The organism is Corynebacterium sp. MSK150, assembly GCF_030229215.1.
Taxonomy (GTDB): Bacteria; Actinomycetota; Actinomycetes; order Mycobacteriales; family Mycobacteriaceae; genus Corynebacterium.
In genome coordinates, this window is sequence record NZ_JASPHM010000011.1 from 1 (window position 1) to 20744 (window position 20744).

At 61.6% G+C, this 20744-nt stretch carries 21 protein-coding genes; 12 read left to right on the forward strand and 9 right to left on the reverse strand.

Translation table 11 applies throughout. The annotated features are described in order from the left end of the window. From QP941_RS07910 to QP941_RS07930, 6 genes are all read left to right on the forward strand, one after another. On the forward strand, positions 1-751 hold a 751-nt coding region (locus tag QP941_RS07910), incomplete at its 5' end, for a hypothetical protein (RefSeq protein WP_284868610.1). Between the two features lie 373 nt (positions 752-1124). Next, entirely contained in the window at positions 1125-1403 is a 279-nt protein-coding gene (locus QP941_RS11640; RefSeq protein WP_350309236.1) for a pentapeptide repeat-containing protein, read from the forward strand. 792 nt (positions 1404-2195) lie between these two features. Continuing rightward, positions 2196-3530: a DUF445 domain-containing protein gene (locus QP941_RS07915; protein WP_284868611.1), complete on the forward strand. Its 1335-nt coding sequence runs from the start codon at positions 2196-2198 to the stop codon at positions 3528-3530. A gap of 19 nt (positions 3531-3549) precedes the next feature. Further along, the gene (locus QP941_RS07920) at positions 3550-3987 is read left to right on the forward strand and encodes a CGLAU_01105 family protein (RefSeq protein ID WP_284766097.1); all 438 of its coding nucleotides are present in this window, start codon (positions 3550-3552) and stop codon (positions 3985-3987) included. Positions 3988-3992: 5 nt separating this feature from the next. After that, complete coding sequence (locus QP941_RS07925) at positions 3993-4283, forward strand: DUF2516 family protein (RefSeq protein ID WP_284766096.1); 291 nt, start codon at positions 3993-3995, stop codon at positions 4281-4283. Continuing rightward, positions 4283-4792, forward strand: a complete 510-nt coding sequence (locus QP941_RS07930) for a beta/alpha barrel domain-containing protein (protein ID WP_284868612.1) — start codon at positions 4283-4285, stop codon at positions 4790-4792. Before QP941_RS07925 ends, QP941_RS07930 begins: the two co-directional genes overlap by 1 nt. On the opposite strand, the gene QP941_RS07935 is transcribed toward QP941_RS07930, so the two are convergent. The 3 genes from QP941_RS07935 to QP941_RS07945 all read right to left on the reverse strand — a co-directional run bounded on the left by QP941_RS07935 (position 4789) and on the right by QP941_RS07945 (position 7029). After that, a complete protein-coding gene (locus tag QP941_RS07935) occupies positions 4789-5640 on the reverse strand; it encodes an LmeA family phospholipid-binding protein (RefSeq protein ID WP_284868613.1) in 852 nt (283 codons plus the stop codon). The genes QP941_RS07930 and QP941_RS07935 overlap by 4 nt on opposite strands. 64 nt (positions 5641-5704) lie before the next feature. Then, positions 5705-6517: a class I SAM-dependent methyltransferase gene (locus QP941_RS07940; RefSeq protein WP_284868614.1), complete on the reverse strand. Its 813-nt coding sequence runs from the start codon at positions 6515-6517 to the stop codon at positions 5705-5707. A 20-nt stretch (positions 6518-6537) separates the two neighbouring features. Then, positions 6538-7029 (reverse strand): DUF2505 domain-containing protein, encoded by a 492-nt coding sequence (locus tag QP941_RS07945; RefSeq protein ID WP_179387320.1) that lies wholly within the window; start codon positions 7027-7029, stop codon positions 6538-6540. 24 nt (positions 7030-7053) lie between these two features. On the opposite strand from QP941_RS07945, the gene QP941_RS07950 reads away from it, so the two are divergent. After that, positions 7054-8160, forward strand: a complete 1107-nt coding sequence (locus QP941_RS07950) for a UDP-N-acetylmuramate dehydrogenase (protein ID WP_284868615.1) — start codon at positions 7054-7056, stop codon at positions 8158-8160. A 136-nt stretch (positions 8161-8296) separates the two neighbouring features. Here the strand turns inward: QP941_RS07950 and QP941_RS07955 are convergent, their stop codons facing one another. Beyond that, positions 8297-8773 carry an S-ribosylhomocysteine lyase gene (locus QP941_RS07955; RefSeq protein WP_239230480.1) on the reverse strand — a complete coding sequence of 159 codons (477 nt, stop codon included), beginning with the start codon at positions 8771-8773 and terminating at the stop codon, positions 8297-8299. A 71-nt stretch (positions 8774-8844) separates the two neighbouring features. Here QP941_RS07955 and QP941_RS07960 point away from each other — a divergent pair, with 71 nt between their 5' ends. Next, positions 8845-10128, forward strand: coding sequence for a YihY/virulence factor BrkB family protein (locus QP941_RS07960; protein ID WP_284868616.1), 1284 nt, complete (start codon positions 8845-8847; stop codon positions 10126-10128). Here the strand turns inward: QP941_RS07960 and QP941_RS07965 are convergent. The 4 genes from QP941_RS07965 to QP941_RS07980 all read right to left on the reverse strand — a co-directional run bounded on the left by QP941_RS07965 (position 10125) and on the right by QP941_RS07980 (position 15659). Continuing rightward, positions 10125-11663 carry an AMP-binding protein gene (locus QP941_RS07965; RefSeq protein WP_284868617.1) on the reverse strand — a complete coding sequence of 513 codons (1539 nt, stop codon included), beginning with the start codon at positions 11661-11663 and terminating at the stop codon, positions 10125-10127. The two genes, QP941_RS07960 and QP941_RS07965, sit on opposite strands and share 4 nt — an antisense overlap. Positions 11664-11674: 11 nt before the next feature. Beyond that, complete coding sequence (locus QP941_RS07970) at positions 11675-13384, reverse strand: long-chain-fatty-acid--CoA ligase (protein ID WP_284815376.1); 1710 nt, start codon at positions 13382-13384, stop codon at positions 11675-11677. A 72-nt stretch (positions 13385-13456) separates the two neighbouring features. After that, on the reverse strand, positions 13457-13942 hold the full coding sequence (locus tag QP941_RS07975; RefSeq protein ID WP_284868618.1) for a methylated-DNA--[protein]-cysteine S-methyltransferase: 486 nt from the start codon (positions 13940-13942) through the stop codon (positions 13457-13459). Position 13943: 1 nt separating this feature from the next. Next, entirely contained in the window at positions 13944-15659 is a 1716-nt protein-coding gene (locus QP941_RS07980; RefSeq protein ID WP_284766087.1) for a long-chain-fatty-acid--CoA ligase, read from the reverse strand. A 66-nt stretch (positions 15660-15725) separates the two neighbouring features. On the opposite strand from QP941_RS07980, the gene mshA reads away from it, so the two are divergent. The 4 genes from mshA to QP941_RS08000 all read left to right on the forward strand — a co-directional run bounded on the left by mshA (position 15726) and on the right by QP941_RS08000 (position 19807). Further along, a complete protein-coding gene (gene mshA / locus QP941_RS07985) occupies positions 15726-16991 on the forward strand; it encodes a D-inositol-3-phosphate glycosyltransferase (protein ID WP_284868619.1) in 1266 nt (421 codons plus the stop codon). 39 nt (positions 16992-17030) lie between these two features. Beyond that, on the forward strand, positions 17031-17777 hold the full coding sequence (locus QP941_RS07990) for a phosphoglyceromutase (RefSeq protein WP_238800529.1): 747 nt from the start codon (positions 17031-17033) through the stop codon (positions 17775-17777). Positions 17778-17840: 63 nt separating this feature from the next. Then, complete coding sequence (locus QP941_RS07995; protein ID WP_284868620.1) at positions 17841-19103, forward strand: sensor histidine kinase; 1263 nt, start codon at positions 17841-17843, stop codon at positions 19101-19103. Further along, on the forward strand, positions 19100-19807 hold the full coding sequence (locus tag QP941_RS08000; protein WP_284868621.1) for a response regulator transcription factor: 708 nt from the start codon (positions 19100-19102) through the stop codon (positions 19805-19807). Before QP941_RS07995 ends, QP941_RS08000 begins: the two co-directional genes overlap by 4 nt. Here the strand turns inward: QP941_RS08000 and QP941_RS08005 are convergent. Beyond that, positions 19804-20730: a DUF3109 family protein gene (locus QP941_RS08005; protein ID WP_284868622.1), complete on the reverse strand. Its 927-nt coding sequence runs from the start codon at positions 20728-20730 to the stop codon at positions 19804-19806. The two genes, QP941_RS08000 and QP941_RS08005, sit on opposite strands and share 4 nt — an antisense overlap. Positions 20731-20744: the final 14 nt, after the last annotated feature.

Below are 20744 nucleotides of genomic sequence, written 5' to 3' on the forward strand. Positions count from 1 at the left end.
CGCATCCTGGTCAAATTTTCTCGGCATATTCCAGATTTTCCCATCTACTCAAACGGAACAAAACCTGGGACACTTCACTACTGGAGAGAAATGGGTAGCAAACAATGGAAGCTTAAAAATAAACGAAGGATCCTTACTTCCACAGCAGGACAGCATAATCAGTCCGGCGCCATCGAAGAACGCAGGAACAAAGACGAAGTTAATAGAGCGCGAAGATGGCAATCAGCTAGTTAGCATTAGCGATGGAGGCGTCCCTTTGGAACTTTCTTTTGAGTTCTCAGATTCTTTTCTTGAAAAGCTTCCAAGTGGGCACATTCTAGTACGTCCAGCAGAAGGTGAGGAACCTAGCGCATACATTGAACCTGCTTGGGCCAAAGACATAGATGGAAACGAGGTAAATACTCACTTTTCAATCGATGGAGATAGGATAATCCAGCACATCTCGTCGAGCCCTGCCGGCAAGCCGGTTACTTCAGATCCCTATATCCGAGACGTTCATGGCTGGGGAAAGAAAATCGGACAAGAGCTAGTCTTTTCCAAAGATGAGACGAGCGGGATCGCCATAGGAACCGCTTACTGCGCCGGTCGAGTAGTAGGAGTTGGCCTAGGTACCTGGCTAGCCAAAGGTGCGTGCGCAGGCGCTGCCGCAGTAGCAGCTCACGCCACTAATACAGGTCGATGCCTTACCATCCGAGCCCTCGGAGGAAAATACTCTCCAAACATCGTATTCCCGTATGCAACTCGATGCTAGAGACAAGAAATACAGTTTCGCTTTTCACTGTGAGTAGACATGGAAAATAGCAAAGTTCTTGTTTTAATTGGAATCACCCTAATTATTTGGTGCGCGTTATACAGGTACAGAACAACCACCGCTAAATGGGTTTTTATTGCAGCCTCTTTAAGCACCTGTCTAGCGTTTGTCCTAGGTCTATCAGGATTTCTAGGGTTAGGTCATGGTTACATCGATTTGTTGTCTCTAGTAAACGTATTTTTAAACGCATTTATATTGTTGGCCATAGGCCAGTTCCACAATCGAAACAGATCGGACCACGTAAAAGATGTATAGAGCAATGCCCCAAACGTGGGTCACGGGACTCGCTGGTAAAGACATTTCCGGAAAAGATATGTCCAACTATGACCTGACGGATATCAATCTCGAAGGAAGCATATGTAAAGGATGCTCTTTCCGCGGCTCCATGGTGGCATGGGCTAACTTGAAATCGGCAGATTTCACCGACGCAGATTTTACGAACGCAATTCTTAGCGAGTCAGACCTTCGTGGAGCGACGTTAACGCGCGCTAATTTTACGAACGCATATCTAGTACCTGTTACCGCCAATCCAAGGCAATTCTCTGGATGTACAGGTTTGGATGCAAGGAATGCGATATTTTATAGCCCTTGATTGCGCCTACACGAATTCCGTTTGAACCCTTTTTTATAATGAGCATTGAAAACGTGTAAACAACGCAATGTGAGGGTAAATCAGCGCACTCGCCGAGCCCGCCATAAATCAGAACATATGCTAAAGCATATGTTCTGATTTGTGGTTTTAGCTGCTGGTTTCCCTAGAGAAGATGAAAGCAAGGGGCAAATCGACATGATAATGCGTGTCTCTGGGTGAACCTGGGCGGATTTTTACTTTGCGTACTTCTGGGCATTAAAAGCCTCTGACGCTGCTTCCGGGAAAGTTGGAATTGGGGATGTGGTTATGACACTACGGTTGGGCTCTATCCAGCAATCGCTTTCGAGGGGATAGCCTTCTGCTGCTCGGACACGTCACCGCGTTTCGTGATGCGGACGTTCTCTTGATCAATAAATTCGCTGCGCCAGCAGAGTGTCAGCGCAGCGATGTGCAGAGACAGAGACGAGGAGGCCGAGGATTAGTCGTCCTTCAGGCCGCCGATAACCTTGTTGGCCTTATCCTTCATACCCTCGGCAGCATCGAAGAGCTTATCCTTAGCCTCGGAAGCGACCTGGTCAACCCCATTAAGACCACCTGCTTAGATTAACGAAGTTAGTGTTTGTGCTGGTGGGTGTCTATCTTCTCTAACAGAACAGAGCCTGGGCCCCTTCAGTTCAGATTCTTTGTCGTCCATAAACTCAATTACTGAAGGCAGAGGTCGAGTGCTTTTAAGTACGCACTAGTCTTAATGGTCGAAGCCCGAATACACCTTCACAACCTCAAGGAGAACTCATGACGCACCGCGCGGAGGAAGGCCTCGAGATGGCTACGGCATCGGCATCGTCGGGTGCAGCTCCCGTACCGCAGGCTGGCAACCAAGAGGCCCGGCGTGCGGACCTGCGCCGGTGGAAGGCGATTGCGCTGTCGTTCCTGATTGGTGCAGCGGTGATCTTTTTGGGGTGTTCGTGGTGGCAGGCGTCGGAAAGCGGAGCTCCGGTATGGGTGGGCTACGTGCGTGCAGCGGCGGAGGCCGGCATGGTGGGCGGTCTGGCGGACTGGTTTGCGGTGACTGCGCTATTTCGCCGGCCGATGGGGCTGCCCATCCCGCATACGGCGCTGATTCCGAATAATAAGGACCGCGTGGGCGATGCCTTAAGTGACTTTGTGGAGGAGAACTTCCTGACCGCGGATGCACTCAGCGCCAAGGTGCGCGAGGCGGAGCTGCCGCTATGGCTGGCGCGCCAGGGTGTGGAGCCCGGAAAGGCGGAGGAGGTCTCCGCGTGGATTGGCGAGCGTGCCGCCAGCGTGGTGGAGGATCTCGACCCCGAAGAAGCAGAGCAGTTCATCCGCACCCAAGTCATGGACCGCCTGGCCGAGCCTGAGTGGGGCCCGCCGCTGGGTAGGTTGCTGGAGGGCTATATTGCTGACGGCAAGGCTCGTCCGCTGGAAGACGACCTCATCGAGTGGGCGCACGGCAAGATTCTGAGCATGGAGCCCACCGTGGTCACCGCCATCGATGAACGCATGCCAGGATGGGCGCCGCGCTTTGCCCGCGAGATGGTGGGGGAGAAGGTCTATACCGAGCTCGTGGAATTCGCCGATGAAGTGCGCCGCAATGGCAACCACGAGGCCCGCCTGGCCATTCGCCGCAACCTGTCCAAGCTGGCCGCGGACCTGCAGTGGGATGCGGACATGCGCGGGCGCATCGAGGGCATCAAGCAAGAGATGCTCACCTCCGACCAAGCCCAGCAGGCACCGGCGGCCATGTGGCGCACGGTGTCCACCACGCTCATTGACCAGCTCAATGACCCAGAGTCTTTCCTGCGCCTGAAGATTACGGCGAAGGTAAAGGAGTTGGCGCACCGTCTGCTCGAGGACTCCGAATTCCTGGCCCAAGCCAATGCGCTCGTGGATAAGGCCGCGCGCTACGCCGTGGAGAAATTCGCGCCAGAAATTATCGCGATTATCCCGGAGACCATCAAGCGCTGGGATGCGGAGGAAGCCTCCCACAATATCGAGCTCATGGTGGGCAAGGACCTGCAATTTATTCGTTTGAACGGCACTATCGTCGGTTCCCTGGCAGGATTGGTGATATTCGCGATCAACCACCTTATCTTTGGTGCTTAAACACAAGGAGTAATGAGCAATGAGCGATAATAAGAAGATTTTTGATTCCCTAAAGGATGCCGGCAGCGCCGCTTTCGACGTAGCCAAGGACTTTGGCGGACGCCTGCAAGAAGAGCGCACCCAGCACGCTCATGGCGCGCAGGCGGAGAGCCCCTATGGCAGCACTGGCAAGGACGGCCTAGTTGATAAGGCCACCGCCACCGCGAAGGAATTTGGTGCTTCCTTAAAGAAGGCCGCGGACGGCACCCGCGAGTCCGCGTCTTTCGCTGACGCCAAGGGCAAGTTCACTACCGCCTATCAAGAGACCCGCGAGGGCGTCGTAGACGCCTATAACTCCGCCCAGGCCCGCCGCGCGGAGAAGAAAAATGGCCCGCGCCCCGGCCAGAATTCGGCTCCTTCGCAGGGCGATAATATTATCGATGGCGAAGTAATCGACACCGACGACCCACAGAATTAATCTGCATGTATTTACTTTATGATCTTGTCCTGAATCTAGACAGGTACATCTTCCAAATCCTCGCCCTGACTGCCATCGTCGGCGCGGTGATTGCCGCCGCCACGCGCGAGGATGCCTTCCGTGCCGGCGACCGCCAGGGCAAGTGGGTGTGGGTTGGCCTGCTGGCGGGCTCGGCCGTAGCGATGGCCACCGGTATGCCCTTCTTGTCATGGATTGGCGCGGTCATTACCGGCGTGTACTGGTTTGATGTGCGCCCGCAGCTCAAGGCCATCATCAACGGCGATTACAGCTACTAATGCTTAACCTGCTTGCTGCCCCGGCCGCGACGGTCAAGGACTGCGCCGCCGATAACACCGTCGTGGTCTCCCCGCACCATGTTTCCATTGCCGCGGGGGCCGGCGCGACCGATATCATCTCCGTCGCCGGCTATCCCACCGGCCGCCACCACACGCTCATCAAGGCCTCTGAGGCGCGCTTGGCCATCCAATCGGGCGCCAGCGAGGTGTGGGTCAGCCTCGATGAGACCGTGTCGGATGCCAATGCCGTGCTCTCCGAGCTCATCGCCATCCGCGAGGCCTGCCCGGATCCGGCCCGCTTGGGCCTCATCGTCCCAGACGCCCCGCTTGCCGACGCCACCCTCAACGCCGCCCACCAAGCCGGCTACCAGCGCCTCATTGTGCGCAGCTCCGCGGCCGCAGCCGAGGACCGCGCGGAATCCGGCGCCGGTGAAGAAGACAAGAAAAAAGGACCGGAGTTGGCCGCTGCCACACTTCCGGTCCTCGAGTTTCCCGCTCCCGCGGTTTAGGCGGCTTTCTCCTGCGCGTCCTGCTGCGGCGCGCCCTTGCCCGTGGCCCCGCTCTGGCCCGCGGAGTCACCGCCGCCGGCGAACTTATCCATGTCCTTCATCGGAACATCGGTGCCGGTGATGGTGAGCTTGAGTTCGCCATCGAGCACCTCCACGGAATCGACGTTCATGTCCGAGCCCACGAACTGATCCGACATGCCGTTTTGCAGCGCGGAGGAGATGGCTTCGGTGGCCTGATCCGGCAGCTCGAGGCCGAAGATGGAGGCCTCGGTGGCGCGGATATCGAGCTTTCCATCGTGGGCAGTGGGCTCCAGCGAGAGGTTGGCCAGGCCGCCGGCGAACTTCACGTCCAGCACATGGTCCTGCTCATTGGCGGTAATCTCCGTGACCACCATATTGCCCACCTTGTCGCTGCCGGCTTGCTCGGAAATACCCTTCTGGAAGGAGGCCAGCAGGTAGTCATCCGGCACGGTGGTAGAAGCGCGCAGCTTGCCGGCCACCGGGTTGTCCTGGTCCGTGCTCATATCTTCCACGTGGATCTCGGAGGCAGGCTGGCCCTTGATCTCGGTGCCGTCGATTTGCAGGGTGGACGGCGTGGTCATATCCATCTGGGAAATGGAGCCCTGAAACAGGCCCCACAGGAGCGGGCTGCCGCCGAAGCTGACGGAGGGGTCTTCTTTGACCTGGATGCCCTCTTGCTCAGCGGCCTCGTTGAACTGCGAGGTCATCTGGTTGCCGATGAACCAGCGCAGGCCAAACTCAGCCAGCAGAATGAGCACGAGAAGTGCTACGAGGATGCCAATGATGATTTTCCAGGCGAGTGAACCCGCCGATTTCTTCGAAGCCATGCGTACCAGTGTGGCGCATGAGACGGCGCGGGGCAAAGTCTGCGGCGAAGTTAGCAGCACATTTTTAGCCTTGCGGCGCCACCGATTCCCAGTCCACGGTGAGCACATTATCGCGCAGGCGCCGGCGGATGGGGTGGATGTTAAAGGGGGCGTCGGCAAGCATGGCGCGCGCCCTACGCCAGCGCACGCGCGGACCGTAAGGCGCCCAGCCAGCCGCGCGGTCCCAAGCTTCGTCGGCGGCCTGAAGCAGCTCGTGGATGGGCTCACCGGGTACGTTGCGGTGGATGAGGATTTTGGGCAGGCGCTCGGCAATATCGGAGGGGTGCGCCACATCGAACGGGTCCCACGCCAGGGTGAGCGTCCGCGGACCATGGGCATCGAGCAACAACCAGGCCGCGCGCCGGCCGAGCTCATCGCAGGTGCCCTCCACAAAGAAACCGCCTGGGGCGAGGCGGGAACATACCGTCTGCCAGGCCTCTTCCACCTGGTCCACGTCATACTGGCGCAGCACATTAAACGCGCGCACCAGCTGCGGCCGGTAGCCAGCCAGCTCAAAGCCTCCCAGCTCGAAGCGCACGCCATCGCGCGGCGGCAGCACCCGGTCCGGGTGGATCTCCAACCCGCGCACGTCTACCCGCGGATTCGCCCGGCGCAGCCACCCTGCCCACTCCACGGTGGTGGCATGCGAGGCCCCGTAGCCCACGTCAAGCGCCAGCGGCGTATCCACATGCCGCAGCAGCGCGGAAATCTCCGGGTGCGCGAGCATCCACCTATCGCAGCGCCGCAGCCGATTGTGGTTGGTGGTGCCGCGGGTAATAACGCCAAAAGGCCGACCCGCAGCTGCGCTGGCGCGCAGATTATGTGCGTGGTCGGCCATAGATTTTGGGTCTTTAGAGCTTAGGCGTTCTCAGAAATCCACTGTTCGGTCAGCTTGCCCTCGTTATCGAAGAGCTCGCCCAGGGACTCGCCCACCTTCGGCTCGATGGCGGCGCCCATCATCGGAATGTTGACGGAAATCTCGTTGACGTAGGACAGCTTGGTCATCTCGCCCTCGCCGGCCAGGGAGATATCGCCCTTGAAATCAACCGGGGTGCCCTTGACATCCGCGGTGTAGTTAACGTCAGCAGCCTCACCGTTGAGCTCGCCAACGGTAACCACGCGCTTGACCTTCAGGTCCTGGGAGACCATGGCGCGCACTGCCTCTGGCAGCAGGGTGGTCGGCAGAACCTCGAAGAGGGTGGCTACGTTATCGCTGAAGTCGTGCACCTGGCCCGCCTCAGGGGAGAGGTTGGCCACGATGTACTCCCAGTATTCCTTGGTGAGCAGCGCCTTGTGAACCTTTTCGATGGGCTGATTGATGGTTACGGTGTTTTCACTACGGGTTGACATGCCTAACAGACTACCTTGGTAGGCGTGCTTGATAAATCTTTGACGCAACAGCTCACAGAGATCGACGGCGTGGAACTGGACCCCGCCGCCACCTTCGCGGACCTGACTACGCTGCGTGTAGGCGGAAAACCGCAGGCCGCACTGCGCTGTTCGCAGCCAGAGGCTGCCGTCGCCGTGGTGCGTGCCCTTGATCACGCCGAAGTGAAATTCATCGTCGTTGGCGGCGGCTCCAACCTCTTGGTGGCCGATGGTGCAGTGGATCTCGTCGCGGTTATCCTCGACTTCGATGAGGTCTCTATGGACACCGAGACCGGAGTGGTGCGCGCACAGGCGGGCGCCGTCTGGGATGACGTGGTGGCTCGCTCCGTGCAGCTCGGCCTGGGTGGTATCGAGTGCCTCTCTGGCATCCCCGGCACCGTGGGCGCGGTCCCGGTGCAGAATGTGGGTGCCTATGGCGCGGAGATCTCTGAGGTCCTTACCCGCGTGCGCCTTTATAGCCGCCGCACCGATAGCGATGAGTGGGTCCCCGCCTCCGATCTGGAGCTAGCGTATCGCTATTCCAACCTGAAATTCACCGGCCGCGCCGTGGTCCTTGAGGTGGAGCTCCAGCTCGATACCGAGGGCCTTTCCCGCCCGCTGCGCTTTGGCCAGCTCACCCAGAACCCGGGCGAGCGCCGCCCCGTGGCCGAGGTCCGCGAGGAGGTATTGAAGCTCCGCCGCGGCAAGGGTATGGTGCTCGACCCCACCGACCATGACACCTGGTCCGCCGGCTCCTTCTTTACCAACCCGGTGGTGGACTCCGCTCTTGCCGACGCCGTCCAGGCCAAGGTCCGTGCCTCGCTTGGCGACGCCACCGCAGACTCCATGCCCCGCCACCCCTCTGCCGAGACCGGCCGGGAAAAGTTGTCCGCCGCCTGGCTCATTGACCGCGCCGGGTTTGCCAAGGGCTACCCGGGCTCCGCCCGGGCCACGCTCTCGACGAAGCACACGCTGGCGCTGACCAACCGCGGCGAGGCCACAGCCGCCGATATCGTGGACCTTGCCCGCACCATCCGTGACGGCGTCCAGGAAACCTTCGGCGTGGAGCTCGTGCCCGAGCCCGTGTGGATCGGCCTTTCCCTCGACGAGTAGTGCGCGAGCGCGCTTTTGCTCCGAGTCTCTGGGGCATAAAACCTACAAAGCAGCCACGATAGCGCCCTTAACCACGCGGTTTTCGGGTCTATCGTGGCTGCTTTTCAGTTCGACGCCTATCGCGCCGGCGACTCGCTTAGGCCGCCATGACCTGGAGCCACTCATCCTTAGCGCCCAGGAATGCGCGGGCCGCCTCCTGCGCGCCCTCCAAGCTGTGGTGCGCACCCCAACCGCACTGCTCTTCATTGGCGGCCGGTACCTCGGTAGCGTTAAGAATATCGTTGAGCGCGCCTTCCACCGCGCGCAGCAGCTCGTCCTGCTCCATGCCGTTGGTGATGGCGTAGAAGCCGGTGCGGCAGCCCATTGGGGCGAAACCGATGAGCTTATCGGTGTAGTTGCGCATGAAGTTTGCCATCATGTGCTCCACCGAGTGCAGCGCCTTGGTGTCCAGGTGGTCCTGGTTAGGCTGGCAAAAGCGCAGGTCATACTTGATGATTTCGACGCCGCCGCCCAAATCCGTGCGGTCGGCCACGCGGATATACGGCGCGCTGACTAGGCGGTGGTCGAGTTCGAAGGACTTAACGTTGAGCTTTGTGTCATTCTGTTCAGTCATGCTTCCCCAGTGTAATCACGGTTGAGTGTCACTTCCTGAAATAGATTCTTTACCGCATACGCTGGGATAATATGAGCACTCTGGACGACGCCGCCGAGGCCCCCGGCGCCGCACGCACCCCTGGGGACTTGCCTTCTGCCGAACAGCCTGACGGCGAGCAGCCCGCCGGCCGCCAGCCTGCCGGGACTCCGTCGAGCGCCGCGGCTACTCCGGTGAGCGAATCCGGGTACGAGGGGGCGGATAAGATCGTGCCCAGCACCGCGCCCACCGTGGTCAAGATTGAGGGTCACACCGAGGAAGTAGATCCCCTGGCCCGCGGTAACCGCTTACGTAAGGAAAGCTGGGGGCTGGTGGCGCGCCGCGTGTGGGCCGATTTCTTTCACGATGCCTTGATGGACCGTGCGGCCACGATGACGTACTTCACGCTCATGGCCTTTGCCCCCACGGTGCTGGCCGCCTATTCCATCGCCACGCTCATTTTCTCCTCGCGGCGTGCCGAGGTGCACGAATTAACCTCGCACTTCATTGCGGACTACGTGCCCAGTTCCATGACGGAGCAGGCCGAAAAACTGGTGGGCTCCATCATTGGTTCCACGGCGCAAGGCACCTTCGCTCTGGTGGTATCCGTGCTAGTTTCGCTCTTTGCGGCCTCGGCCTATGTGCGCGCCTTCTCGCGCACGGCTAATACCGTCTATGGGCGAGTGGAAGGCCGCGGAATCATCCGCACCTGGGCGTTGATGTGGGGGCTTACCATCGTCCTCGTCATCGGTGCGGTCATCGTGCTCTTTGCTAACCTGCTGCGCGATACCATCGTGAGCGGCGTTATCAATCCGCTCGCAGGCAAGCTGGAGATGCAGGGCACCGCGGACTTTTTGGGTGGGATCTTCATGCCAGTGTGGAATTGGCTGCGCTTCCCGCTCACCGTGGTGATCGTGCTGAGCTTGATCGCTATCTTGTATCACTTTTCCCCGAACGTGCGGCCGGCGCGCTTTCGGTGGATAACCCTAGGCTCCGTCGTAGCGCTGAGCACCAATGTTGTGGTGTGGGGAGTATTTGCGCTGTATACTCAGCGCTTTGCCGGAGCCAGCGTCTATGGCGCCTTCAGCCTCATCATGGCCGTATTCATGGCCGTGTGGCTATCTAATACGATGCTCATTCTGGGCATCAAGCTCGATGCGGAGATCCTGCGCGCCAAGGAACTGCAATTGGGCCTGCGCGCCGCGCGGCATATCCAGGCCCCGCCGCGTTCCGACGCCGCCGCTAAGTCCCAAGCCCGCGCCCAGCACGACCTTGAGGAGCGTTCCGAGCGCATCTACCAACAGGCGGTGCGCCGGGAAGAGCGGGAAGAAGGCTAGCCCTGGTTGAGCAGCGCGAGGAGATCGCGCTGGACATCGCGGCGGCGCAGCTTGCCTAGTTGATCACCGGCGAGCGTCTCCATGGCAAAGAAGCGCTGCGGGACCTTATAGCGAGCCACCAACCCGCGGCAATGGTCGCGCAAGGCGGATTCGTCGAGCTGCGCGCCGGGGGTAAGCACCACGCAGGCGGCGACGTGCTCCGAACCATCAGAGCGAGGAAGGCCCACGACCGCGGCTTGGGCAATATCAGGATGGGAGGTTAAAGCCTCCTCGACCTCGCCGGGGTAGACATTGAAGCCACCGGTGATGATGATTTCCTTGATGCGGCCCACCAACCGGATATGGCCGTCGGGCTCGCGCACGCCCATATCCCCGGTGCGGAACCAGTCGTCATGGAAGGCGGCGGCGGTGGCGGGGGCGTCGGCAAGGTAGCCGCTAAAGACTTGCGGGCCGCGGGCGAGGATCTCGCCGGCCTCGCCATCCGGCTGGGTGCGGCTGAGGTCGTGAGGATCGCCGATGCGCAGCTGCGTATCCGGCAGCGGCAGGCCGATGGTGCCGGCGCGCCGGGTGTCATCGAGGGGGTTGATGGTCAGCACGGGAGAGGTCTCCGTAAGCCCATAGCCTTCCACCAGCATGCCGCCGGTGCGCGCCTCCCATGGCTCGATGATGCGCGAGGGGAGGGAAGCTGCGCCCGAGATGGAGTAGCGTACCCCGCCGAGATCCGTGGGCGCGTCAGAGGCGGCGGTGCCTGCGGCCAAGGGAGCGGCCGCCATGGCGCGCTCGTAGATGGTGGGCACGCCCGGCATCCAGGTGGGGCGGCGGGCGGCAAGCGCCTTGGTCACCGCGTCGGTGTGTGGGGCAGGCAGCAGGATGATCTCGGCCGCGCAGCGCACCGCGAGGAGCACGCTCATCGTCAGGCCATAGGAATGGAACATGGGCAGCGCGGCCAGAAAGCGCTCATGTCCAGGGCGCAGCGGGGCCTGGGTTTCCAGCTGCAGGCAGTTGGCCGCGAGGTTGCCGTGGGTTAAGACCACGCCCTTGGGGCGAGCGGTGGTGCCGGAGGTGTAGAGGATAAGGGCGGCGTCGGTAAGCGCGGCAGGGTGCGGCTCCACCGGGGTGCCGGTGAGGGGAAGCGGCTCGCTGAGGGAAACGGCAATGGTGGCCTCTACCTGCGCGGACACGGTGGGGGCAATGTCCTCCCAGGCAATCGCCACGCGGGCGCCATGGTGGGCGAGCAGAGGGGTGAGCTCGTGCGCGGTATAGCGCGGATTGTGCTCCACCACCACCGCGCCCAGGCGCAGGATGGCGAAGAATGCCACCACGTGCTGCGGGCAATTAGGCAGCAGGAGCGCCACACGGTCGCCGGGGCGCACGCCCATCTCGCGCAGGGCACCGGCCGCGGCCGCCACCTGGGCGTCGAGCTCGCCATAGGTGAGCGTGTGGCCAGCGAAGTAGGTGGCGGGGCGCTGGGGAAACCTCGCGACGGCGGACGCGAGGAAATCCGTCAAGGTAGCGCCATAATGAATATCTGCCATAGCCGCTAAGTTTAGGCCTTTGCCTCCAACAGCTCGAGTAGGTCCTTGCGCACCTGGTGGCGGCGGATTTTGCCCAGGTGGTCGCGCGCCAGATCTTCGAAGTGGTAGAAGGTGCGCGGCACCTTATAGCGGGTCAGGCGCTCGCGGCAGAATTCCTTCAAGCCCTCTGGATCGAGCACGGCGCCATCGCGCAGGGTAACGCAGCCGACGACATCCTCGGAGCCATCCTGGCGCGGGCGGCCCACGGCGGCGACATCCACGACGTCGGGATGCTGGGCAATCGCCTCTTCCACCTCGGCGGGGTAGACGTTGAAGCCGCCGGTGATGATGATTTCCTTGATGCGGCTGACCAGCTTGATATAGCCATCCGGTTCCATGAGTGCCATATCACCGGTGCGGAACCAGCCATTGTGGAAGGTCTTTTCGGTAGCGGCGGCATTGCCAGAGTAACCCTGGAAAATCTGCGGGCCGCGCGCGAGCATCTCGCCCGGTTGGCCATCGGGCTGGGTCTCATCCAGGTTCTCAGGGTTGGCGATGCGCACCTCCGTATCCGGGAAGGGCACGCCCACATAGCCGGGGCGGTGCTTGCCGTTCATGGGATTGGCCGTAAGCACTGGGGAGGTCTCCGTCATGCCGAAGCCCTCCACCAGCCGGCCGCCGGTCATGGTCTCCCAGCGCTCCACAATTTCTACGGGCAGCGTGGCGGCGCCGGAGAAAGCATTGCGGATGCCGCTTAAGTCGACGTCCTTTTCTTCCGCCGCGTCCATGATCTTCTGATACAGCGTGGGCACGCCCGGCAGCCAAGTAGGCGTGCGTTTCTTTACGATGTCCATAATCAGCGGCATCTGCGGGGAGGGGACCAGGATGAGCTCGGCGCCAAGGTAGATGCTGAAGATGCACAGCGTGGTCATGCCATAGGCGTGGAAGATGGGCAGTGCTGCGAGGAAGCGCTCTTGTTGCTTGCCCATCTGTGGCACCCAGGCCTTACCTTGGATGGCATTGGCAATGAGGTTGCCGTGCGAAAGCAGGGCGCCCTTGGGCTTTCCGGTGGTGCCGGAGGTATAGAGGATGAGCGCGATATCGTCCTGGGAGATCTCAGGGATATCGAGGTCCGAGCCATCGCCGCCAATGGCCGCGCCGATCAGGGTGGACCATTCCACGGTATTGGGTGCGGGGCTGGTGAGCTGCTCGCGCTTGGCGGCCAGCGGCGGGATGGGCAGGCGCAGCGCGAGGCGCTTGAGCGGTGGCATGGCATCGACCATATTGACGGAGACGATGGTCTCCAGCGGGGTGGTCGAGCGTAGCTTTTCCAGAGTGGAGGCGGTTTTATCCCAGGAGATGACCACGCGCGCCCCATGGTCATTGAGTAGCCCTTCCAGCTCCGGGGCGGTATAGAGCGGGTTGTGCTCGACCACGGTGGCGCCGAGCAATTGCACCGCATAGAACGCGGCGACGTGTTGGGGGCAGTTCGGTAGCACGATGGCCACCTTGTCGCCGGGGCGAATACCAAAAGCCTTGAGACCGGCCGCAGCGGCGCGCACCTGGGTATCGAGCTCCGCGTAGGTCTGCGTCTTACCGAAGAAGTAGGTGGCGGATTTATTGGCATTGACCCGCAGGTTATTGCGGTAATAGTCGACGATGGTTTTATCGCCGTAGTCCAGCGTGTGTGGGGTCCAATCGCTGTAGTGCTCGAGCCAGGCTCGGGAGGTGGAAGCGGACACGCGGAAAACCTTTCGTTTGGCTACAAAAACTATTTCTGAGGGGATAGCATATCCCAAATATGAGGAATCCCTCTAGTTTTCTTCCAGTGTCAGCAGAAAACGTTTGGCTTCCAGACCGCCCGCATAGCCGCCGAGCCCGCCATCGCTGCGCAGCACCCGGTGGCATGGCCGCACGATGAGCAGGGGATTGGCGCCGCACGCACTGCCCACGGCCCGCGTCGCGCCGGGCCGGCCCAGCAGCTTGGCCATGTCGCGGTAGGTGACCGTCTCCCCATAGCCAATCTCGGCCAGCCGCGCATGCACCGCGGCGCGAAAGTCGGTCGTCGCAGGCGGGTCGAGGGGCAACTCGAAGGCGCGGCGCTGGCCGGCGAAATACTCCGCGAGCTGTGTCTGGGCGGCGTCGAGCACGTCCGCGCTGCGCTTTTCGACGCCCCCTTCTTCCACACCGCCCACCGCTTCCTGCAGGGTGCTGGCCGCGGTGATGTCCACGCGGGAAAGCCCCCGCGGGCTTGCCTGCAAGCGCAGGGGTCCGAGGGGGCTATCGATGAGGCGGAACATGTTAATTCTGTTCGGCCTCGAGGCGGCGGATGAGGTCTGCCTGGACCTCGCGGCGGCGGATTTTGCCCATCTGGTCCTTGGCCAGCTCCTCAAAGTGATAGAAGGTGCGCGGGACCTTGTAGCGGGTCAGGCGCTCGCGGCAGTAGTCCTTGAGTCCCTCCGGGTCCAGGGCGGCGCCATCGGCGAGGTCGAGGCAGGCCACGACGTCCTCGGAGCCATCCTCGCGCGGGCGGCCGACCACGGCGACGTCATCGATGCTCGGGTGCTCGCGCAGGATTTCTTCCACCTCGCCCGGATACACGTTGAAGCCGCCGGTGATGATGATTTCTTTGATGCGGCTGACCAGGCGGATGAAGCCGTCTTCTTCCATGACGCCCATGTCACCGGTGCGGAACCACTCGCCGTGGAAGGCGGCCTCGGTGGCCTCTTCATTGTTGAGGTAGCCCTTGAAGATCTGCGGGCCGCGGGCCAGAACCTCGCCTTCGACGCCGTCCGGCTGGGTCTCATCCAGGTTATCCGGGTTGGCAATGCGCACCTGGGTATCCGGGAACGGAATACCCACGTAGCCCGGGCGGCGGTCGGTGCTCATGGGGTTGCCCACGATAATCGGCGAGCACTCGGTGAGGCCATAGCCCTCCACCAAGAGGCCGCCGGTGTAGTTCTCCCACTTATTGACCGTGTCCGAAGGCAGGGTAGACGCGCCGGAGAAGGCTGCGCGCACACCCTTGATGGGGATTTCCTGATCCTCGGCGGCCTTCACGATGCGCTCGTAGAGCGTTGGCACGCCCGGTACCCAGGTCGGCGTGTGCTTCTTCATCAACTGCATGATGAGCGACATATCTGGCTTGGGCAGGATAACTAGCTCGCCGCCGATGAACTGCGCCAAGGTCACGTTCATGGTCAGGCCATAAGCGTGGAAGAAGGGGAGGGCTGCCAGCATGCGCTCCGGCTTATCGCCCAAACCTGGTACCCACGCCTTGCCCTGCATCAGGTTAGAAAACAGGTTGCCGTGCGAGAGCATGGCGCCCTTCGGGGCGCCGGTGGTGCCAGAGGTGTACATAATCAGCGCGATGGTGTCCTTGTCCACGTCCTCCGGCGTGGTGATATCGCTACCATCGCCGCCGATGGCGTTGCCCACCAAGGTCTCCCACGGCACGGTATTTGGCGCCGGGGACGAGAGCTGCTCGCGCTTGGACTTCAGCGGCGGGATGGGCAGGCGCAGGGCCGCGCGCTGCAAGGTAGGCATGGCGTTGATCATGTTGATGGACACGACCGTTTCCAGGTTGGTGGTTGCGCGCAGCTTCTCCAAGGTCGGGGCTGCCTTATCCCAGGCAATGGCAATGCGCGCGCCGTGATCCTGGAAGAGCCCCTCCAGCTCGTGGGCGGTGTAGAGCGGGTTGTGCAGCACCACCTGGGCGCCCAGCTTCAAGATGGCGTAGAACGCCGCGATGTACTGCGGCGAGTTTGGCGCCACGATGGCGACGCGGTCACCGGGGCGCACACCGAAGGCCTTCAAGCCAGCGGCCGCAGCGCGCACCTGACGGTCCAGCTCCGCATACGTTTGGGTACGTCCGAAGAAGTAGGTGGCCGGTTTATCGGCGTTGACCTCAAGATTGTTGTCGTAGATATCCAACAACGTGGTGTCGCCGTACTCGAGGTGGTGCGGTGTCCATTCCGGGTAATACTGGAGCCAAGCCTGTGATTCGTATGCGGACAAAACTATACCTTTCGGTGGCGTAGGTTTCTGGCAGGGGCCAGTATAGCGCCGGTAGAATTGAGCGCCATGCGCATCGCCATGATCTCTATGCATACCTCGCCGATTGAACAGCCCGGCTCGGGGGATGCCGGCGGCATGAACGTCTACGTCCTCAATAGTGCGCGCCAACTGGCTCGCCGGGGAATAGAGGTGGACGTCTACACTCGCGCCACCCGGCCTAGCCAGGGCGAAATCATTGCGGTCGAGCCCGGCCTGCGCGTTATCAATATTGTCGCGGGCCCGTACGAGGGCCTGGATAAAGAGGATCTGCCCACCCAGCTGGCCGCTTTCGCAGGCGGCATGGTGCAATTTGCCAAGTGGCAGGGCAAGAAATATGACCTCATTCACTCGCACTACTGGCTCTCCGGCCAGGTGGGCTGGCTACTGCGGGATCTCTGGGGCATACCGCTCATCCACACGGCCCATACCCTGGCCGCGGTAAAAAACGCTTCTCGGACGGCGGATGACACCTTGGAGTCCGAGGCCCGCCGCATTTGCGAGCAGCAATTGGTGGATAACGCGGACCTGCTCGTGGTCAATACCGAGCAAGAGGCCCGCGACTTAGCCGAGCACTACGACGCCGAGTGCGACATCATTCGCGTGGTCTCGCCCGGCGCCGACGTCGAGCTATTTACCCCAGGCACGGACCGCAATACCGAGCGCTCCCGTCGCGAGCTGGGCATTCCACTGCACACCAAGGTGGTGGCCTTTGTGGGGCGCCTGCAAAAATTCAAGGGCCCAGAGGTCCTCATTCGTGCCACGGCCGAGCTCTTCCGCCGCGAACCGGCCCGCAACCTGCGCGTGGTCATCTGTGGTGGACCATCGGGAGCCAATACGGCGCCGGAGTCCTATAGGGAATTGGCGCGTGAGTTGGGCGTCGATAAGCGCGTTCGCTTTTTGGGTGCCCGCCCGCCAGAGGAGCTGGTGGGGGTCTACCGCGCGGCCGATATTGTGGCGGTGCCTAGCTATAACGAGTCCTTCGGACTGGTGTCGCTGGAGGCTCAGGCTTCTGGCACGCCGGTGGTAGCCGCGGCCGTTGGCGGGCTACCCATAGCCGTGGCCGAAGGGGAGACCGGCTTGCTGGTGCACTCGCATGACCCATCCGACTGGGCCGATGCTCTAGCCCGCCTGCTTGACGACGACCCCATGCGCATCGCCATGGGCGAAGCCGCTGTTGCCCACGCTGCGCGCTTTAGCTGGGCCAGCTCCGCCGCCGCGCTCGCAGAAATTTATGACGAGGCCAGCCGCATCGAGGTCCCGGATTGCCATCAACGGCGGGCGATTGGGGATTAAACCCTGACGCCGGTAATAATTTCGTGGCATGCTGGAGACATGACTAACGGAAAGCTGATTCTTCTTCGCCATGGCCAATCCAAGTGGAACGAGTCCAACCAGTTCACTGGCTGGGTCGATGTAGATCTGACCGAAAAGGGCGAGGCGGAAGCCAAGCGCGGCGGTGAGCTGCTCGCGCAGGAAGGCGTTCTGCCCGATGTCCTCTATACCTCTCTTCTACGCCGTGCAATCCGCACCGCAAACATCGCACTCAACGCCGCCGACCGCCACTGGATCCCAGTGGTGCGCGACTGGCGCCTCAACGAGCGCCACTACGGCGCCCTGCAGGGTCTGAACAAGGCCGAGACCAAGGAAGAATACGGTGAGGAAAAGTTCATGGCATGGCGCCGCTCCTATGACACGCGCCCGCCGGAGCTGGCCGATGACTCCGAGTACTCCCAGACCAATGACCCGCGCTACGCCGACCTGGAAAAGGTCCCGCAGACCGAGTGCCTGAAGGACGTCGTCGCCCGCTTCGTTCCGTACTTCGAGGAGGAAATCCTCCCACGCGCCAAGAAGGGTGAAACCGTACTCATCGCCGCGCACGGCAACTCCCTGCGCGCTCTGGTTAAGCACCTGGACAATATCTCCGATGATGATATTGCCGGCCTGAATATTCCGACCGGCATCCCGCTGGTGTATGAGATCACCGAGGATGGCTCCGTAGTAAACCCAGGTGGCACCTACCTGGATCCGGAAGCCGCCGCTGCCGGTGCCGCCGCCGTTGCTGCGCAGGGCGGTAAATAAGAAACTGCGCCACAGTCCCCGGGGAGTATTCCCTGGGGACTTTGTGGTGGATAGGGTAGACACGTGGAATTAATTCTTTCCTTTGCCGCCGGCGTGGTGGCCTGCGGGCTGGCGCTGCCGGCGATTTCTTGGCTGCGCGGGCGCATTGCGCACTACCGCCAAGCCAGCGATGCCGAGGCCAACCAGGTCACGACGGTCAGCCATGTACTGCACTTGGCCGTGCAAGGCTCGCCGACGGCCCTGGCGGTGTTGGACCGCAGCCAAGAAATCGTCATGTCCAATTCCGCCGCCCACGAGATGTCCCTGGTGCATGATCGCGCCGTGAACCCGGACGTGTGGCAGACCGCGCAGGAGGTCTTCGAGGATAAGGAGACCCGCACCGTCGACCTGGCCATTCCCAAGCGCCGCACTGGCCACCGCGTCACACAGGTCAAGGCGGTAATTAAGCCGCTGACGCTTAACGACGGCCGCTTTGTCATCATCTACGGCACCGATGAGAGCGAAAACGTCCGCATGGAATCCGCCCGCCGCGACTTCGTGGCAAACGTCTCCCACGAGCTCAAGACCCCCGTCGGCGGCATTGCCTTGCTGGCTGAGGCCTTGCTACAAGACCCCGGTGACCAGGAAACCGTGGAGTACTTTGGCAATAAGGTTTACAAGGAAGCCAACCGCATGGCCGATATGGTCAGCGAGCTTATTTCCCTGTCCAAGCTGCAGGGCGCCGAGGCATTGCCGGAAATGGAACCGTTGGCCGTCGATGACCTCATCGAGGAAGCGCTCTCGCGCAACCAACTGGCTGCGGAGGCTCGCTCCATCGAGCTCAACCGGGGCGCCTCCGTCGGCGTGCAGGTCAAAGGAGATAGGTCCCTGCTGGTTACCGCACTATCTAACCTCATCTCCAACGCGATTAACTATTCGCCGGAGAAGATGCCGGTATCGGTCTCCCAGAAAGTCGTGGACGGTGGGGTCGTGCTCATCCGCGTCACCGACCGCGGCATCGGTATCGCACCGGATGATCAAAAGCGCGTCTTCGAGCGCTTCTTCCGCGTAGACCAAGCCCGGTCGCGGCAGACCGGAGGCACTGGCCTAGGATTAGCAATTGTTAAACACGTGGTGGCCAACCATGGCGGCAACATCAAACTGTGGTCTCGGCCCGGTACGGGTTCTACATTCACCATTGAGTTGCCTATCTACAGGGAAGAAAAGCCAGCGCGGGATGCTGGCATGAAGGATAATGAGAATCAGGATGCCGTCACTGCGGCGGCGCCTGGGCTCCCGCGTGCAGTAGCACGCGTTGCAGCACGTCGAAAGGATAAAGCACAATGACCACCATCCTCATCGTTGAAGATGAAGAGTCGCTGGCAGATCCGCTGGCATTCCTTCTCCGCAAGGAGGGCTTCGAGCCGATCATCGCGCACGATGGCCCCACCGCGCTGGAAAAGTTTGCCGCTAACGACATCGATATCGTCCTTCTAGACCTCATGCTGCCCGGCATGTCCGGCACCGAGGTATGCAAGCAGCTGCGCACCACATCGTCCGTGCCGGTCATCATGGTGACCGCGCGCGATTCCGAGATCGACAAGGTCGTCGGCCTCGAGCTTGGCGCCGATGACTACGTGACCAAGCCTTATTCCTCCCGCGAGCTCATCGCGCGTATCCGCGCGGTCCTGCGCCGCGGCCACGATTCCGGCGCCGGTGCCGACACCGAGGTGGAGGAAGAAGTAGCCGATCAGATCCTCGAGGGCGGCCGCGTCAAGATGGACGTGGAACGCCACACCGTTACCGTCGCGGATGAGCCGGTATCCATGCCTCTTAAGGAATTTGACCTCCTGGAGTACCTGCTGCGCAACGCCGGCCGCGTACTCACCCGCGGCCAGCTCATTGATCGCATCTGGGGCGCCGATTATGTTGGCGACACCAAGACGCTCGATGTTCACGTCAAGCGCCTGCGCTCCAAGATCGAGGAGCAGCCCTCCCGTCCGAAGCACCTGGTTACGGTGCGCGGCCTGGGCTATAAATTCGAGCTCTAGCTCTCCGCCTGCTGGCTTCCTGCCTGTAGGCTCCCGGCCTTCACGCTGGCCGGGTGCTGCGTGAGCTGGACGCCGTGCTCTGCTGCCGCGGCGCGTGCCTTGCAGTGCGCGGCCAGAATCTCATAGGACTCTCGGCCCATGAGCGCTACCAGCTCGTCTTCGTGCGATTGCCACATCGGCAGCGGGTTGGCGTGGCAGGCCGCATCAGCCGAGCAATACCAATCAAAGTCTTCGCCGCCATTACCCCAACCGCGGCGGTCATACTCGCCGATCTGCGTGCGCAAAATCTCCTGCCCATCTGGGCGCTCTTCATAATCCTCGTATCGGCGCAGCGGCAACTGCCAGCACACCTCGGGTTTTACCACCGTGAGCTCCTCGCCGGTATCGACAGCCCACTGGTGCAGCGCGCAGCCCGTACCTGTAGCCCAGCCGGCGCGGTTGGCAAAAATGCACGCGCCATCCACAATGGGTGTCTTCAGCGCAGGTTCCGGTTCGCCGTCCTCGCCGTCGAGCTCATCCCACTCCAGCCACGGCTCCAACTCGTCCGTAGCGTCCTGCGCGAGGAACTCATCTACCCCCGCTGGGCGCAGCTGCCAATACTTGGCAGGCATGCGCGAGACGGCGTCGTAAAGCTGGTCGCGGTCTTCCTCATCGGCCATATAGGCGCCATGCACGCAGCAGCCCACGTCGGGCTGGCTCTTATCGATGCCCCGGCATGCCGACGTCCCAAATTGGCAGCTGTAGTGCGATTCCACCCATGTCAGGTCGATGGAAAAGACGTGGTGTGGGTCGTTCGGGTTGGTAAATTCAAACCACTCCCGCGGGAAATCGGGGGCCTCTTCGCGGCCCGCTCTTATCGACGCCGCCGCGGGCGAGCTCGCGGGAAAACCTAGGTATACCGTGTCAGATTTTGGGCGATTCACACCTAACCACGGTA

Excerpts from the sequence above, each read along its gene's own strand:
- QP941_RS11640 (WP_350309236.1), top strand. The coding sequence starts at position 1,125 with ATGTCCAACTATGACCTGACGGATATCAATCTCGAAGGAAGCATATGT.
- QP941_RS07915 (WP_284868611.1), top strand. The coding sequence starts at position 2,196 with ATGACGCACCGCGCGGAGGAAGGCCTCGAGATGGCTACGGCATCGGCA.
- QP941_RS07920 (WP_284766097.1), top strand. The coding sequence starts at position 3,550 with ATGAGCGATAATAAGAAGATTTTTGATTCCCTAAAGGATGCCGGCAGC.
- QP941_RS07925 (WP_284766096.1), top strand. The coding sequence starts at position 3,993 with ATGTATTTACTTTATGATCTTGTCCTGAATCTAGACAGGTACATCTTC.
- QP941_RS07930 (WP_284868612.1), top strand. The coding sequence starts at position 4,283 with ATGCTTAACCTGCTTGCTGCCCCGGCCGCGACGGTCAAGGACTGCGCC.
- QP941_RS07935 (WP_284868613.1), bottom strand. The coding sequence starts at position 5,640 with ATGGCTTCGAAGAAATCGGCGGGTTCACTCGCCTGGAAAATCATCATT.
- QP941_RS07940 (WP_284868614.1), bottom strand. The coding sequence starts at position 6,517 with ATGGCCGACCACGCACATAATCTGCGCGCCAGCGCAGCTGCGGGTCGG.
- QP941_RS07945 (WP_179387320.1), bottom strand. The coding sequence starts at position 7,029 with ATGTCAACCCGTAGTGAAAACACCGTAACCATCAATCAGCCCATCGAA.
- QP941_RS07955 (WP_239230480.1), bottom strand. The coding sequence starts at position 8,773 with ATGACTGAACAGAATGACACAAAGCTCAACGTTAAGTCCTTCGAACTC.
- QP941_RS07960 (WP_284868616.1), top strand. The coding sequence starts at position 8,845 with ATGAGCACTCTGGACGACGCCGCCGAGGCCCCCGGCGCCGCACGCACC.
- QP941_RS07965 (WP_284868617.1), bottom strand. The coding sequence starts at position 11,663 with ATGGCAGATATTCATTATGGCGCTACCTTGACGGATTTCCTCGCGTCC.
- QP941_RS07975 (WP_284868618.1), bottom strand. The coding sequence starts at position 13,942 with ATGTTCCGCCTCATCGATAGCCCCCTCGGACCCCTGCGCTTGCAGGCA.
- mshA (WP_284868619.1), top strand. The coding sequence starts at position 15,726 with ATGCGCATCGCCATGATCTCTATGCATACCTCGCCGATTGAACAGCCC.
- QP941_RS07990 (WP_238800529.1), top strand. The coding sequence starts at position 17,031 with ATGACTAACGGAAAGCTGATTCTTCTTCGCCATGGCCAATCCAAGTGG.
- QP941_RS08000 (WP_284868621.1), top strand. The coding sequence starts at position 19,100 with ATGACCACCATCCTCATCGTTGAAGATGAAGAGTCGCTGGCAGATCCG.